Here is a 16814-nt window from a genome sequence, read left to right as displayed (position 1 = left end):
TTTTGGCAAAAGGACTTTTAGAAGAAACCATCAAATTCTCTTTTCCAATCATTTAGCCATAAATGAAAGGCTAACCAGATAAACCAGGTAAAGAACCATAATAGATAAGAATGATACCAGTGGTATGAGCCATGATAAGCTAATATATTTGTCGTTCTCTCTATGAATACCTCTACCGCCGTCAAAATGCTTGTCCAACTAAAAGCCCACAACAACTTCTCTTTAAACCTTAACGGACAGTATCTAACCCAGAACATAGCCATTATTGGTACTACAATAACATTAACAGGTACAGAGACATCTCTGATTAAAGGAAGAACCTTATGATCATGATATCCCCATAAATTAAAGTAAATAGCAATGTAACACCAGAGATTAGCATAAAAACTAGCAAATAAACCAACAGGAATATACTTTTTCATCCCATCTCTCTTCCAAATTAAAGCTATAATCGCTAATAAGCTTGAACCATATTGAATTAAACCTTCTAAATTAGTCATTATTTATCATCCCTTTATCATAAAATTCTAAGAATTATTTTATGCTAATTGACTAATTTTATTATAATACATTAGGAAACCCTACAATCCTTCCCTATAAAAATATATAAAAAATAGTTTAATATTTAGCCACAGATTCCCTAAAGGAGAGCTTTCTTATCCACTAAAGAATTTATCTTATGTGAAGGATTAATTAGAAAGATAATTATTATTTGTTTTTTATCTGTAAGTATCTGTGGCAAAAATTATTCTTGCTTATCTTTAAAACTTAAAGTTACTTCCTCCAAAAGCCAGATAATAAGAATACTAAGACTGTATATATCTCTAATCTCCCTAAAATCATACAAAAACTCAATAATAACTTACATACTATCGGCAAAGGAACATAGGTATTCAATGGTCCAATCAACCCTAAACCAGGTCCGATATTCCCTAAAGTTGCTGCTACTGCTGAAATTGAACTGATTAAATCTATCCCAAAGGATGTTAGAATCACCGTTGAAATGACAAATACAATTACATATAAGAAGAAGAAACCTAAAATACTGGTAGAGACCTCTTCAGATACAGCTCTATTACCTATCTTTAAAGAGGTAACTGCTCTAGGATGAATCAACTTATATAGCTCTTGGAAGCCTTTTTTCATCAGAGCATAGATTCTAATTACCTTAATCCCACCAGCTGTTGATCCAGCACAGCCACCAATAAACATTAAGATAAGTAATATACCTCTAGAGAAGGGTGGCCAGATATCATAATCTACTGTAGCAAATCCAGCAGTACTAATAATTGATGTAACCTGAAAGGCAGCATAATTTAATGATTCAGCTAATGAACGATAGACTTGAAATCTTAAGTTAATAGTAATTAAGACAATAGCAGATACTACTATACAAGTGTAGAACTTTAGCTCCTTATCCTTAAATATCGATCTGATATTTCCTGTTAAGAATTGATAATGTAATGTCAAATTGACCCCTGCTAAAAACATAAATACAGCCATAATCCATTCTATCACCGTACTGTTATAAGCCTTAACACTTAAAGTTCTAGAAGAAAATCCACCACTAGAAATAGTACCAAAAGAGTGGATTATCGCATCAAAAAAAGGCATATCATTCATCACTAATAAGATGGTCTGTACAGAAGTTATCACAAGATATACTACCCATAAAGTCTTAGCTGTCTCCCGAATTCTAGGTTTTAACCTATCATGTACTGGTCCAGGTGCCTCTGCTTTAAATAATTGCATCGAACCAGCCAATTCTGGTAGGATTGCAATAGACATCACAATTATCCCCATCCCACCTAGCCAATGCATCCAACTTCTCCAAAAGAGGATCGTATGGGATAGACTCTCTAAAGACATAATTACCGTTGCTCCTGTAGTAGTAAAGCCACTGACACTCTCAAAAAAAGCATCAACAAAATTATCAAAGACACCTGCTAACATAAAGGGGATAGCCCCAAAGATAGAGATGGCTATCCATCCTAAAGTAACAACTGCAAATCCTTCCCGATGCCTAATCTCTTCATTACTCTCTGTTGCTCTACTTAAAATTCTACCAATACTGATAGTAAAACCCATAGTTACAATAAAAGCTACTCCATCGACCTCTTTATAATATAAAGCTACAAAGATAGGTACTAACATACTGACTCCAATAAAGATTAACAGAGTTCCTAACATATTAAAGACAATCTTTAATCTCATTTAATCACCCCCTAGCAGAAGAGTTGACAGTTGTACAGTGTACAGTTAAAAAATTAGGTACCTATATTTTATAATTTAACTGTCCCTATGTGTCTACCCTCAGTCTTTAAAAGACAAACCTTTGGTAGTAGTCTCTAATAAGACTTATCGAATAAGCCACTGCAAACTATACACTATTAATTAAAATATCCTGTAATATCTCCCTTAACAGCCAAAGATAATACCACCAACCTATCACCACGTTGTAGCCTGCTTTCTCCTTTAGGGATAATCACATTCTTATCTCTTTTAATTAAAGCCACAATTAAATCAGAAGGCAACTCTAAATTAGCAAGCTTGCTAGACTTTTTAACTCTAACCTCAGATACGTTTACTTGACCTTCAAAGATTGTATTATTTCCAACTTGTCCTTGATAGAAGTAATCTAGAATAGTGTCTACTACACTAGCTGAAGGACTAATAATATGGTCTATATCTGAAAGATCTGTTAAATATGTATAGTTGATATCCTTTACTACAGCAATTGAATTCTTTACTCCCAACTTTTTAGCTAGATTAGCCATCAACATATTAGCTTCATCACTCTCACCAGCTGCTATAAAGGCATCTGATTTAGCTACCCCTTCTTCCTTTAATAGATCTATATCGGTTCCCTTACCCTCTAACACCAATATATCAACTAAGTTCTCAGCTAACTCTTCACATCTTCTTCTATCTTCTTCAATAATAGTAACTACGGAATTTTTTGAAAAATATTCTGCTAATTGGTAATTTATCTCTCCACCTCCAACTAGAACTATCTTCTCTTTATCAGTAGAATGATAATTGACCAGTTGAGTCAACTTTCCTCTAAAGCCCTTTTGACAGATAATAAAGACTGTATCTCCAGGATAAATCTTATCCCTTCCTTTAGGAATAATTACTCGCCCTTTTCTCAAAATAGCCAATATTAATGAATCCTCAGGTAATTTTAAATTATCTAAATTATTGTAAGCAAAACTACTTTGGTGAGAGATATTAAATTTAGATATTTGTACTCTCTTATCCATAAAGTTATCAATCTCTAATTCCATTCCTGGTCTAATTACACCTTTGATTCTTTTAATTACTTTGGCAAAAGGATTAACTACCAAATCCAATTTAAAATCTTGATGCTGTATCTTATAATCTAGGTTTCTTATCTCTTTAACTTGCACCACTACATTAGGTATCCCTAAGCTCTTACCATAAATTCCTGTCAATAAATTCTCATAATCATTGTTAGTAATTGCAATTAATAGATTGGTCTTATCTGTAGCAACCTCTTTTAAAAGTGATATATCTGTTCCCCTCCCCTTTAAGGCTAAAACATCTACCCTCTCTTGAATCTGCTTTAGATAATAATCATCTTCTTCAATTACTACTATATTCTGACCAGTCTTAATCAAAGGTTCAGCAAGTTGTACACTTACTTCATTTCCTCCAATGATGATTATCTGTTTATTGGAATTAGCAAGCCCAGTAGTTGCTTTCTTAATCTTACTTACTACTTCTTTCATAATAATCTATCCCTTCTAATTATTACTACTATCAATTTATGCTAGAAGAAGAGGGAAAATAACCAAAAGAAAAAGAGGATTGAAAATTCAATCCTCTTTACTCACTAACCTTTACTTTGCACTTCTTCCCTTGCCATAAAGTCTCTTCCACTTCTATCTGATAATCCTGATTTAAACCCTTTAGCATCCCTTCTATTGGGTCTAAACAATAAATATCACATGGAGGACCTGCACCAACCTCCTTAGCCATAGCAGCTAGCTTACAACTATTAGCCTTTGCTAAGAATCCTTTATTATCTTCTTTGATTTTCCAGAAAGTACAGTTAAATAGTTCTGAAATTTTAGTAAAGACCTCCTCAGGGCTGCTCACCCCAAAGTTTTTTGCCTTCTCAGCTCCAAATAATATCTGCTCCTTTCTTCTCTTCTCAGTTACCTTCTCCAAGATTCCTTCTTCACTAAAACGAAATAGAGAATCTACCAAAGCACCTGCATAAGCAAACTCTAAAAATTTGACTCTTGCCTCTAACTTGATAATACTCCCTCCTCATCAATCAATTTAATTAGGTGTACATTAATAAATATGTTATTTATTAGTATCTGATTAATCATAGAATAAAATTTTCCTCCGACTTTAACAAGAAAAACAGCAAAATATAAAGAAGAAACTGGGTGTGTTTGACCTTCTAAAAGCAATAACAAGGAAAAATTTACAAAACATAATTAAAAGAATAGTAAAATATATATGAGGTTGTAAGTTACTAGATTAACAAGGAGGTACAGATATGTCTTTATCAGATCTTGAAGATCGTTTAGAAGAATTAAAGGACAAAGATGTATTAATGATATTAAAACCTGGACAATTAAATATTCTTGGACAGGTCTTTAGACCTATCTTATGTGCTAAAATTGTAAAAGTTAGTGATAAATATATAGAATTGAAGAATGTAAATATTAAGATGTCAAATGCACCAGAATTTATCTTTCCAACACCCTTATTAATACCTATGGAGAAGATTGCTATCGTTTCTCCTTTTGATTCTGATACTAGATTTGCTTTAATATAAAAAATAGCAAGGAGGTTAATAAAATGTCAAATATTATAGATAGATTAGAAGAAAGTCTTGGTAAGAAGACTATAGTTATTTTAGAAACTTTCCCTTTCTTTATGGTAGGAACTTTACAGCAAGCTGCTGATGATCATATTATAGTAAAACCAAACTTTGGAGTGCCTGTTGAATTAAGAGATATTCCCTTTACTATAGTTCTAGAAAATATTGTTGCTATCTTCCCAGAAGATGAACAAAATCAAATTCCTACTCCTGCTAAATTTGGTATGACCAATAATCAAAATTATGGAAATGGGTGATAGTATGCTAAGAAAATATAGTGTTGTAGCAATACAGATACCTATTGTCTATAATAAGTTTGGTGACCATGATCCTAATGGTATGCTCTATGTTTTAGAAGAAAAAGAAGAACAAATCATAGCTCTAGTAAACGAGTTCGGTTTAATTCCTATTGATCTTGTTGAACCTTTAATCTTGAGAGCAAATCAAGGTGATAAGGTTGAAATCAAATTTACAAATAAGCTTGATTTTCCTGCTTCTATGAATTTAAAGGGGCTAGATTATGATGTTAAGACCTCTGATGGTGCTTTTGTAGGAAGAAACCCTAATACCACTGTTCCTCCTACAAAGTCTATCATCTATGAATTTGAAGCTAATACCCAAGGGGCATTTCAATTTAGTGATTTAGCTAATCCCCTTAGTTCTGAACTAGGAAGTAACCTTCATGGACTTTTTGGAGGATTTATAGTAGAACCCCCTGGCTCTACTTGGACTGATCCTCAAACTGGGAAACCTGTCGAGAGTGGAGCAATAGTTGATATCCATAATCCTTTCTTGCCTGATTTTAGAGAGGCAGTTATCGTCTTTCATGATGAACCTGCTATAAAAGCTAAAGATGGGAATCCACCCTTAGATCCAATTACGGGTCTACCACAATCTACCCATGCTATCAACTATAGAGCTGAACCTATGCGTAATAGAAAGAGATTAATAGAAGAAGGAGAAGTATGTGAAGGATGTATAGGTGAAGAAGTTCACCATGATTCCTGGGCCTTTGGAGATCCTGCTACACCAATTCCTAGAGCTTATATAAGTGATCCTATGAGATTCCATGTTATACATGGTGGAGTTAAGGAGACTCATATCTTTCACCTTCATGTTCATCAATGGCTATCAGAGATCAATGATCCCCATTCAGAATTAAATGATTCAAGAGAAATAAGCCCTCAACAGACAATTACCTTTGATGTTCTTTATGGAGCAGGTAGTTTACATGGAGCTTATGGAGACTCTATCTACCACTGCCACCTGTACCCCCATTTTGGAGAAGGAATGTGGGGGATCTTTAGAACCCATGATGTTTTAGAGAATGGAGAAGGTAGGTTTTATCCTGATGGAAGACCAATTCAACCATTAATCCCATTACCTGATAGACCCTTACCACCAGAGCCTACTCCAGAGAGACCTGGTTTTCCTCTCTTTATTCCTGGAGAGGTTGGTCAACTCTCGCCACTACCACCTCTAGGATTTAATAGAGATTTTGAACCTACCCAACTAGAGGCCAACGCTTTTGATAAGAATCCAGTTCCTGGAGCACCTTTTGTCAACCCTTGCCCCGAAGATGTACCAGTTAGAAGGTATGATATAGTTGCTATGGAGATACCTATTATTTATAATGATGCTAAATGGTTTGACCCACAAGGTAGATTATACGTATTAGCAGAAGATGAAGAGGACATTAGAGCAGGAATTAAAGAACCAGAGCCATTATTTATCAGATCAAATGCTGGAGAGTGTATTGAGATTCATCTAACCAATAAACTACCTGAAACAATTGGGGGAAATGCTTTTCAGACTTTAGAAGAAACTCCCTTCTGTGGAGCCCATGTCCATTTTGTTAAATTTGATGTAATAGCTGCTGATGGTGCAAATGTAGGATGGAATTACTTAAGTTGTGTAGCCCATGGTGAAACTGGAATCTATAGATGGTTTGCTGATACTGAATTAAAGACCGTCTTCTTCCATGATCATCTTTTCGCCCAATCCCATCAACATCATGGAGTATTTGCTTCCCTATTAGTGGAAGCAGAAGGATCTAACTTCAAAAATTCCTTTACTGGTGAACCTTTAACTGCTGGTACAGAAGCAACCATAGAGAATCCTTTCATACCAGACTTTAGAGAATATTGCTTAGCAGTTCATGATTTTGTTCCTCTCTTTGATGGAGATGGTAATCCTCTAAATCCACCTAATGTACCTGGCTCTTTAGATGATTTTGGGGTTATGGCTTTTAATTATAGAAATGAACCCTTCCAGATTAGAGGTGGTGATCCAGCCTATGTCTTCAGTTCATGGGTACATGGTGATCCAGCTACTCCTGTATTTCAAGGATATAAAGGTGACCCAGCTAGAATCAGGCTAATTGACGGTGCTTTTGAAGAGTCCCATGCAATAAACATTCATCGTGAGTATTGGCATAGAGATAGAAGAAATTTAAATTCTTCTCTGACTCAGGCACAACATATTGGAATATCAGAAGCCTTTAACTTTGAATTTTCCCTTGAAGGTGGATCTCATAATGAAGATTTTGATCTTATGTATAACTCGGCTGGATTAGATGACTTATGGTTAGGATGTTGGGGATTGATTAGAGTTAGAGGTAGAAGAGTTCCTTTCTTAAAACCATTATCTGATCGTGATCCTTTAGAAGAAAGAACTCTACCCTTACCAGAAAAAACTGGAACTCCACCTCCTAAAGCAATTAATACTACTAATCCTCATCCAGAGAATACACCAATTAGAAAATATCATATAGCAGCTATCCAGCACCCTATTATCTATAATCAATATAATGATCATGATCCTTTTGGAATGGTCTTTGTCCCAGTTGATAAAATCAATGAAATCTATACAGTAGATTATAATCCTAAGCCTCTTATTATTAGAGGAAATATTGGAGATTGTATTGAAGTTACTTTGACAAACATGATGCCAGAAACTATTGAAGATCATCCTCACCCTGAAGTTGCTGTAGAAGAAGAATGGCCCTATTCACCAAGAGTATCACTCCACCCACAATTAGTAGACTATGAGATTCTTAACTCTGATGGTGCTACAATAGGATTTAATCCTGACCAGACTGTAGGTCCTGGAGAGAGCATAACCTATAGGTGGTATCTATCTAAACCTGTAGGAACAACTAACTTAGTAGATTATGGTGATATCAGAAACCACCGCCATCATGGATTATTTGGAGCTCTTATAGTCGAGGCTGAAGGTTCTAATTATCGCGACTCTTCTACTGGTAAATTTACACCCTTTAAGGAACAAGTTGATATTATAAATCCTTTTATTCCAAACTTTCGTGAGTTAGTAATTATCCAACATGATGGGGTGTTTTTAGTCGATAAAAATAATGAGTTGTTACCTAAGTTCTTCTTTAATCCTCCAGATAGTAAAAAGACTGAAGAATTTGATGAAGAAGATCAAGGTATGAAAGCCTTTAACTTAAGAAGTGAACCCTTCTTTAACCGCCTAAAAAATGACCAAGATGTTAATGAAGTATTTAGTTCTTTAGTTCATGGTGACCCATCTACTCCAATTTTCAATCTCTATCCCAAAGACCCAGCCACAGTTCGCCTACTAATGCCTGCTGATAAATCTAGAGCACATAGCTTCTTTATCCATAATCACCTCTATAAACATCAAGCAGAAGATAACTTCACAAATATTATTGGAATTCAAGGTGAGATTACTATTGGAAGAGAGTTGGATAAAAAACTACTCTATGGAGCAGGAGGATTTTTAAATCCATCAGGAGATTTTATGTATAGTTCGGGTCTGATTCGCTGGGATATTGAATTGGGTATGTGGGGAATAATCAGAGTACATTCTTCTATAAATCGTGATTTATTAACTTTAACAGATTAAAATTAATGATTTATTTAACAAAAAACCCCTTACTATAAATTTATAGTAAGGGATTTTTATCATTCAAAGTATCAATAATAAGCTTATCTAATATTAGTAAATATTAATATCATCTACATTAATGTGATCCCAGCCACCTGTAAAATTATCAACGATTTCGATATAAACTCTTTCTCCAGCGAAGTCTGGATAATTCCAAGTATATCTATGCTACTTTCATCATCAGCAAATTGATCATTTATACTTCTTACAATTTCATAACCATCAGAAGCTCTAACTAATCTGATGTATAAAAAAGAAGAGCAAATCAATCTGCTCTCCAACTTAGTTTCCTTAAATATAATAATAAACAGAAACACCTACGAACATTGCTCAACTTCATTCTCTATCTTCTCTTTAATTGCTGTCAACATATTTATACTATTTTGGCTGACCTTCTTTTTAAGAATAGGATTTAATAATGGTGCTAACATAGGAATACCAAATTCAAAATCTACAGTTAAAGTAACCTCTGTTCCTTGATTAGTAGATTCTAATCTCCATTCACCTTCAAACTTCTTTAAATCTCCACTTAACTGTTTATAGATAATCTGATACTCATCATCATTAAAATAATCTCTCTCTGTCCAGCATAGCTTTCTGCCATCAATATCAGTCACCCACCTTGTAACTGTTGTGTGATTATTTCTCTCTACTACCTCTACATTAAGTACATCAGGCATAAATTTAGGATAGGACTCCATATCCTTAACTAATTCATATATTTTATCCCTTGCACCTTCTATAATAATATTCTCTTCTACATATGGCATTTTGAACTCATCTCCTGTCTTTATCAACATAGGTTGTTGAATAATTATTTTGATTTTCAAATTAAGTTTTTTTAGTTTATCTTTTATGTTTTTGGAAAAGTAAGCGGTATATGATATTAAGTAGAAATTGATTATAATTAATCAAATTTAGATAATAGCAGAAAAATTAATGAATAGTACTAGTGTTTTTCCTGATTGTGATGATTTTTTGCCTACTTTTTTATCTATGGAAAAAAGGTAGGTCGCCATTAGGCGAAACCTAATTAAAAAATTGTGGTTAAAAATGTAAATATAGATATTAAATTTTATTTATTCAACAGGGTACAAAAATAAAATATTGTTTAATGGGGATATTGTATAAATTCTTATACTTAACTCGCTAATTCTACTACCTTAGCTAATGCATTCTCTAAAACATCAACGACTTTATCTAGTTCCTCACGACTAATAATTAAAGGTGGTTCTAATCTAATTACTTTCTGCTGATTTAAGGTATAAGCTACTACAACACCTGCTTCAAATAATTCACTTATCAGCAATCCTCCATAGCTCTCATGTTGAAATTCAATCCCTATCATCAACCCTTTACCTCTAACATCATTGATAATCCCAGGATAATTCTTTACAAGTTCTTTTAGACGATTCAATAAGTACTCTCCAGACTCTGCAGCTTTCTGTACCAATTCTTTCTTTTCTATTGCATTCAAAGTAGCAATTGCAGCACGACAAGCTAGTGGATTACCTCCAAAGGTAGATGTATGCATGAAAGGAGATTCATTGAATACCTCCCAAACCTCTGGTGTAGCTATAAAAGCTCCAACTGGCATTACACCTCCACCTAAGGCTTTGGCAGTTGTTAGTATATCTGGAACTATATCATAATGCTCACAAGCAAACATCTTGCCAGTTCTTCCTATCCCTGTCTGAATCTCATCTAAGATAAGTAAAGCACCGTAATTATCACAAAGCTCTCTTACTCCTACTAAATAATCTTCAGGGGGTAAAATGATCCCGCCTTCTCCTTGTATTGGCTCTAAAATTACTGCTGCTGTATCATGGTTAATACTCTTGGACAAATCTCCTAAATCCCCAAAGATAACATGGTCTATATTAGGCAATAATGGTTTAAAGGGATTTCTAAAGACATCTCTTCCTGTTACACTTAAAGAACCTAAAGATTTACCATGAAAAGAGTTGACTGCTGCAATAATTCTATTCTTGCCAGTAGCCATTTTAGCTAGCTTTAATGCCCCCTCTACTGCTTCAGTTCCACTATTACAGATAAAAGAGTATTGTAGTCTGCCTGGTGTAACCTCTGCCAACCTTCTAGCTAACTGCCCCAAAGCCTGATTAAATAAGACCTTTGAAGACAGTGGCATCAAGTCTAACTGCTCCTTTACTGCTTCTATCACCTCTGGTGGTCGGTGACCTAAAGCAAAGGTCCCGTATCCCCCTAAACAGTCAATATATTTATTTCCCTCTATATCTTCAATAATGGTTCCTGAGGTCTTCCACTCTAAAGTATCTAACCCCATAATTTTGAATAATTTTGCCATACCTAAGTTTACATGATTTTCATAATCAACAATAGTCTCAGTGATTACATTCTTCATAGAGATTCCTCCTTTTCCATTCTTATCTATTATGGGATTAAACTTTGAATTTTATACACTACTAAATTAATTTTTTACGGAGATTAGGTAATATAAGGAAATAGATATAGTATCTTTTATCAATCTTTAGCATAATTATCAAAGGATAAAGGATTGTTATTTACAATATTTTTTAGTATGATATTTATAGGCGATATTATAATTAATCAGAAAGGGTGTGATCTTATTAAATCAAAATTCCTTATATTATTACTTATGATAGTTATGACATTGATTACAACTTCATGTGGAGCATCATATGAACGTAAAGAGGTAGCTTTAAATTCAGCAATTCAACCAAGAACATCGTTATCCTATGATAAAGCTGAAGTAATGGAAGAATCTAAGGTAATGAAGAGTGTTGAAGTTGAAACACCTACTGTAGAACGGAAGATAATTAGAAATGCCAATTTAAATTTAGAGATCAGAGATCTATCAAATATCTCTGAAAAGGTTAACAAAATTATCAATAGTCACCAAGGATTCATTGCTAATTCTCGTAAGTGGACTGGATATAATAATCGTAAATTTTATAACTTTACTTTAAGAGTACCTGAAGAAGAATTTGAAGTTACACTTTCAGAACTATCACAATTAGGTAAGCTACTAAGAGAAGAGCTTAGTGGTCAAGATATAACTAAAGAGTATATTGACATTCAAGCAAGATTAAATAACTTTAAAGCCCAAGAAGAGAGATATTTAGAATTATTAGATAAAGCAAAGGATGTCAAAGATATTCTAGAGGTTGAGAGGGAGTTAAATCGTGTTAGAATTAATATAGAACAACTTGAAGGAACTATCAAATACTATGATAATCAAATCAGTCTAGCCACTATTAGAGTCAATATCAGTGAACCAGAAGCAATCATCAATAATAGCTCTAATCTAGGTTTTCTAAAGAGCTTTAGAGAAGCCTTAAGAAGCTTTATAAAGAGTATCAATCTAATTATCGTCTTAATTGGAGCATTGATTCCATGGTTGATTCTTGTTGCTATTTTAGGATACCTACTTTATAGAATTATTAAAAAAAGAAGAAGCTAATAAAAAATGAGACTCGTTAACGAGTCTCATTTTTTATTAGCTTCTCAATTACTTCCCTAAGTCATTCATCGGTAGATTAAATAAGAGTCCATTATCCCCACCCATAATCTGTGGTAATTCTCCGTTCCAATTCTCTACAAAAACCCTTTGATTTTCAAGCTCTTGTAGTTTAATTTGGAACTCTAAACTTTCAGACATCAACTTGGCAGCTTTAGCCTTAGCTTCTGCAGCTTCAATCTCCTTTTGATTGATTATCTGCTGTGCTCTAAGCTCTGCCTTAGCTTTAGCTTCTGCTTCTTCAATTAAACGTTGATTAGCTACCCTTTGAGCTTCTAAAGCCTTCTCTTCTTTAAACTTCTTATCGATAGCTTCTTGAATTTGGGAGTTAAGATACTCAATATCACCCTTTAGTCCTAACACAGTAATGGTAATTCCTCTCTCTTCAAAGTATGGGATTACTTCTGCTCTAACTTCATTGATAATTTCTGCCTTCTTTTCAATAATTTCAGCCATAGTCAACTTTCCTGAATTGGAGACAAAGGCACTCTCCACCATTGCTCTAATCTCTGTATCCATGATATAACTTAAATCTTTATTATTATAACGGTATAAGAACTTAGCAGCATCCTGTTCGTCTATTTGAGCCGAAGCATTTACACCTACCATAAAGGAGATACTCTCCTTACTCTCTGCAATAATCCCTTCATTCTTACTAGAAGTTCCTGTATCTGGACTTTGAGTCCATTCACGGGTAACTGGTGACCTATCAACTAAAATTAATCTAGCTGAATCTCTCCACTGACCTTGATTATTAAAGCGACCTGTCTGTACCCATCTTTGAGGAATCTCTATCTCCTTAGTTGGAACCTTTCGTTCCTCTAAATAACTTTCAGACATAAACTCCTGTTGATTAGCTTTATTATCACCAACCAATGGAATTAAAAAAGCTGTCTGATGTGGCTCAATTGTCTCAATATGGGGTGTCTTATAGGGGCGAACACATCCTACTAATAATAACATCATCAGTGATAAAAGAACTAACTTTACTCTCTTTCTCATCTAATATCCTCCTATCTTCTTAAGTAAGGCTTTAATCTCTGGTAACATCAGTAATACAACCAAAATAATAGGTATGATCATAAAGTACCCATGTAAGTTATTATATAGCTGATAAGCTACATAACCTGTATCGGTACTACTCATCTGGTACATCGCCATCCTATTGCTAAGTAAAACGTTGATTATATTATCGAGTTCAAAGGAAGCAGTCACTATAATTATACTTAAAACTATCCTCAATAATCTCATCTTATCCTCCTCTTAGACTATTAATATAAGATTCTTAATTAGATTATGATAGTAAAATAATTATATCAAATTATCTTCAGATATAAAAGTAATCAATTTTACTAATCAAACATATTTAACTACTAATATTAATAAATTTAATTGGGGATTGATTGTATTACAAAAAGATAAGGGAATTATGTTATTTTAATATTTGTATAAATCAATTATCCATCATCTCTAAAAAGCTATAGTTTTAAAAAAAGAGCCAGCTCAGTAAGCTGACCCCTAAATAATATATTTATAACTTATTCATAATCTCTTTAGCAACCTTTTGAGCAGTAAATCCAAACTTATCAGCAACCTCTTTACCTGGGCCACTCGCTCCAAAGGTATCGATACTTACTAAATGGTCACCTTCTCTTAAGAATTGATACCATCCTTGACCTACACCAATCTCCATTGCTACTCTTAAGGAATTTTTAGAACCTAAGACCTGATTTACATAATCTTGACCTTGGGCAGTAAATAATCTTCTTTCAGGTACAGATACTATTCTGACACTCTTACCTTCTTTTTCTAACAAGTCTGCTGTTTCTACTGCTAAAGAAACCTCACTACCACTAGCAATCAATACTATATCAGCATCTTGAGGACCTTTAACTACATAGCCACCTTTATAAATATCACCAGGATTATCCTTCTCAATATGAGGCAGGTTCTGGCGAGTTAAGATTAGAGCTGTTGGTCCATCAGTACGTTCCATAGCTTGAATCCAAGCAACCTTAGTCTCTTCTTCATCAGCAGGTCTAAGTACAGTTAAGTTAGGGATTAATCTTAAGGATTCTGTATGTTCAATTGGTTGATGAGTAGGTCCATCTTCACCTACATAAATAGAATCATGTGTTAATACATAAACCACTGGTTGATTCATCAATGCAGACATTCTAATAGCATTTCTCATATAATCAGAAAAGACTAAGAAAGTAGCTACATATGGTCTTAATCCACCATGTAAGGCAATACCATTACCGATAGCTGCCATTGCATGCTCTCTAACACCAAAACGGAAATTACGACCAGCAAACTCGCCTTTTTGAATCTCACCATATTTATCTTGATAAGTCTTATTAGATGGAGCTAAGTCAGCAGAACCACCAACAAAGTACTCTACCTCATCAACAATCTTACTTAAAGTCTTACCAGAAGAAGCTCTACTTGCAATTGGAGCATCTATCTCCAAACCTTCAATTACCTCTCTAAAGTTAGCAGGAAGCTCTAAATTATGAGCTTGGTCCCAAGACTTCTTCAATTCTGGATTTGCTTTAGCCCATTTATTGAATTTCTCTTCCCAAGCTTCTCTTTCTTTTTGAAGTTCTACTCTTTTTTGAGCAAAGAACTCTTTAACCTCTTTAGATACATAGAACTTCTCATCAACTGGTAATCCTAACTTCTCTTTCATTCCTCTAATCTCTTCATCTCCTAGTGGAGAACCATGAGCAGCACTTAAACCTTCCATAGTTGGAGCACCAAAACCGATAGCAGTCTTAGCAACAATTAAAGTTGGCTTATCAGCTACCTTCTTACCTTCTTCAATTGCAGCTTTGATAGACTCAAAGTCATGACCATCTACCCCATCAACCACATGCCATCCTTGAGCTCTAAAGCGAGCAGGTACATCCTCTGTAAAGGTAATATCTGTACTACCACCAATAGAGATGTCATTGTCATCATAGATAGCGATTAATTTACCCAATCCTAAATGTCCAGCTAAAGAGGCAGCTTCATAAACGATACCTTCCATCATACCTCCATCACCAGTTAATGTATATGTATAGTGATCAACAATAGTATCTTCTTCAGTATTATATCTTTCTGCCATCATTCTCTCAGCAATTGCCATTCCCACAGCATTAGCAAAACCTTGTCCTAGTGGACCAGTAGTAGTCTCTACACCTGGAGTATGACCATATTCAGGATGCCCTGGAGTTTTAGAGTCTAATTGTCTAAAGTCTCTTAAATCATCTAAGCTTACATCATAACCTGATAAATGTAACAAAGAATAAACTAACATAGAACCATGACCAGCTGATAGGATAAATCTATCACGATCAGCCCATTCTGGAGCCTTAGGGTCATATTTCATCACCTCTCCATAAAGCACCGCACCAATATCAGCACATCCTAGTGGTAAACCTGGATGACCAGAATTAGCTTCTTGTACACCATCTGCTGATAAACCTCTAATTACATCAGCCACTTGTTTTAACATTTTATAATCCCCCTCTATAATTGTTCTTAGCAGTTACCTACTACTAGCTTGTCCATCTTATCATAACTGACCAATAGCAAATAACGACTTAATAATAAGCTATAATAATTTAACTTTCATTATATAGTATTACCAAATTAAAAAATTTAATGATTTTTTATGTTTTAGAGATAATGTAATTCAATATTATTATGTATATGATTTTTTATATTTACTACTCTTCTCAGGTATATATTGTATCAAAAGCCACTAACAAGTCAAGATAAATATTAAGTTATTATCTTATTCTTCAATTTTTAAATATAAATAAAAAACAATTATAGAAAAATATTGATATTTAATTACCTGAAAGAATTTTTCCTTATAACCCATCACCTAATTTTCCTATTTATGCTTCTTCAAAATTTAACCATTTAACAGGAATCAAATGGATCATCAACAAATAATAGGAATATAAGATATGTTAATAATATTAGAAGGAGGAAGGATAATATTTCACTTTAGACTTGAGCATCTATATAGATTTGTGAATCTAAAATGAAATTTATCCAAAATAATTCCTAGCACCTGCACGTTGTTTTATCTTTTCAGGGTTACTATTAGCATAATCAGAAAATATCTTCAATTGGTTTGATAATTCTTCAATGGATGTATGATGTATAAGCAGACTTATTAGATAAAAACTTCTTCATCCAATTCCACATATTCTCCTGAGGGTTAAGTTCAGGAGAATATGGAGGTTGGAATAATAGAAATAAATGATCTTTATTTTTGCGAACAAATTTCTTTACTAGATCTGCTCTATGAATACTAGCATTATCTAAAAGTACAAAAGTTTTTTCTATACCTCTTTGATGGTCATATTCTAATAATTTTTCTAAAAAAGAAATAATTTCTGTAGCACAGATTGAAATAGAATCTTTTGTTCCTTTTTTATATTTTTCATAGAGGAAATAGAAATCTCTTAATACTTCAGTAGCACCTATGATATTAAGACCTTT

Annotated in this window: 15 protein-coding genes; 4 read left to right on the top strand and 11 right to left on the bottom strand. The window is 33.8% G+C overall.

The window, feature by feature from the left end; translation table 11 throughout:
* Window positions 1-17: 17 nt before the first annotated feature.
* The 4 genes from U472_RS07660 to U472_RS07645 all read right to left on the bottom strand — a co-directional run bounded on the left by U472_RS07660 (window position 18) and on the right by U472_RS07645 (window position 4233).
* The gene (locus U472_RS07660; RefSeq protein WP_068717097.1) at window positions 18-500 is read right to left on the bottom strand and encodes a CBO0543 family protein; all 483 of its coding nucleotides are present in this window, start codon (window positions 498-500) and stop codon (window positions 18-20) included.
* Between the two features lie 274 nt (window positions 501-774).
* Window positions 775-2214, bottom strand: coding sequence for a TrkH family potassium uptake protein (locus U472_RS07655; RefSeq protein WP_068717095.1), 1440 nt, complete (start codon window positions 2212-2214; stop codon window positions 775-777).
* Between the two features lie 176 nt (window positions 2215-2390).
* Complete coding sequence (gene trkA, locus U472_RS07650) at window positions 2391-3752, bottom strand: Trk system potassium transporter TrkA (protein ID WP_068717092.1); 1362 nt, start codon at window positions 3750-3752, stop codon at window positions 2391-2393.
* A 97-nt stretch (window positions 3753-3849) separates the two neighbouring features.
* Complete coding sequence (locus tag U472_RS07645) at window positions 3850-4233, bottom strand: L-2-amino-thiazoline-4-carboxylic acid hydrolase (protein ID WP_068717090.1); 384 nt, start codon at window positions 4231-4233, stop codon at window positions 3850-3852.
* Window positions 4234-4534: 301 nt separating this feature from the next.
* On the opposite strand from U472_RS07645, the gene U472_RS07640 reads away from it, so the two are divergent.
* From U472_RS07640 to U472_RS07630, 3 genes are read left to right on the top strand one after another with little or no spacing between them, the layout of a single operon-like run.
* Window positions 4535-4816: a hypothetical protein gene (locus U472_RS07640; RefSeq protein WP_068717088.1), complete on the top strand. Its 282-nt coding sequence runs from the start codon at window positions 4535-4537 to the stop codon at window positions 4814-4816.
* A gap of 23 nt (window positions 4817-4839) precedes the next feature.
* Window positions 4840-5118, top strand: coding sequence for a hypothetical protein (locus U472_RS07635; RefSeq protein ID WP_068717087.1), 279 nt, complete (start codon window positions 4840-4842; stop codon window positions 5116-5118).
* Between the two features lie 4 nt (window positions 5119-5122).
* Window positions 5123-8749, top strand: coding sequence for a multicopper oxidase domain-containing protein (locus U472_RS07630; RefSeq protein WP_068717085.1), 3627 nt, complete (start codon window positions 5123-5125; stop codon window positions 8747-8749).
* A gap of 113 nt (window positions 8750-8862) precedes the next feature.
* Here the strand turns inward: U472_RS07630 and U472_RS07625 are convergent, their stop codons facing one another.
* The 3 genes from U472_RS07625 to U472_RS07615 form a co-directional block, all read right to left on the bottom strand.
* A complete protein-coding gene (locus tag U472_RS07625) occupies window positions 8863-9060 on the bottom strand; it encodes a hypothetical protein (protein WP_068717083.1) in 198 nt (65 codons plus the stop codon).
* 48 nt (window positions 9061-9108) lie between these two features.
* Window positions 9109-9561, bottom strand: coding sequence for a type II toxin-antitoxin system RatA family toxin (locus U472_RS07620; protein WP_068717081.1), 453 nt, complete (start codon window positions 9559-9561; stop codon window positions 9109-9111).
* 371 nt (window positions 9562-9932) lie between these two features.
* Window positions 9933-11174 (bottom strand): aminotransferase class III-fold pyridoxal phosphate-dependent enzyme, encoded by a 1242-nt coding sequence (locus U472_RS07615; protein WP_068717079.1) that lies wholly within the window; start codon window positions 11172-11174, stop codon window positions 9933-9935.
* A 270-nt stretch (window positions 11175-11444) separates the two neighbouring features.
* Here U472_RS07615 and U472_RS07610 point away from each other — a divergent pair, with 270 nt between their 5' ends.
* Window positions 11445-12254, top strand: a complete 810-nt coding sequence (locus tag U472_RS07610) for a DUF4349 domain-containing protein (protein WP_245684761.1) — start codon at window positions 11445-11447, stop codon at window positions 12252-12254.
* Window positions 12255-12302: 48 nt separating this feature from the next.
* Here the strand turns inward: U472_RS07610 and U472_RS07605 are convergent, their stop codons facing one another.
* The 4 genes from U472_RS07605 to U472_RS07590 all read right to left on the bottom strand — a co-directional run.
* Complete coding sequence (locus U472_RS07605; protein ID WP_068717077.1) at window positions 12303-13313, bottom strand: SPFH domain-containing protein; 1011 nt, start codon at window positions 13311-13313, stop codon at window positions 12303-12305.
* Window positions 13314-13562, bottom strand: coding sequence for a hypothetical protein (locus U472_RS07600; protein WP_068717075.1), 249 nt, complete (start codon window positions 13560-13562; stop codon window positions 13314-13316).
* A 280-nt stretch (window positions 13563-13842) separates the two neighbouring features.
* Window positions 13843-15813, bottom strand: a complete 1971-nt coding sequence (gene tkt / locus U472_RS07595) for a transketolase (protein ID WP_068717073.1) — start codon at window positions 15811-15813, stop codon at window positions 13843-13845.
* Window positions 15814-16454: 641 nt separating this feature from the next.
* On the bottom strand, window positions 16455-16814 hold a 360-nt coding region (locus U472_RS07590), incomplete at its 5' end, for a transposase (RefSeq protein ID WP_176714125.1).

Origin of the sequence: Orenia metallireducens (genome assembly GCF_001693735.1) — a bacterium.
In the GTDB taxonomy this organism is placed as follows: domain Bacteria; phylum Bacillota; class Halanaerobiia; order Halobacteroidales; family Halobacteroidaceae; genus Orenia; species Orenia metallireducens.
This window is presented reverse-complemented; position numbering and strand designations above follow the sequence as displayed.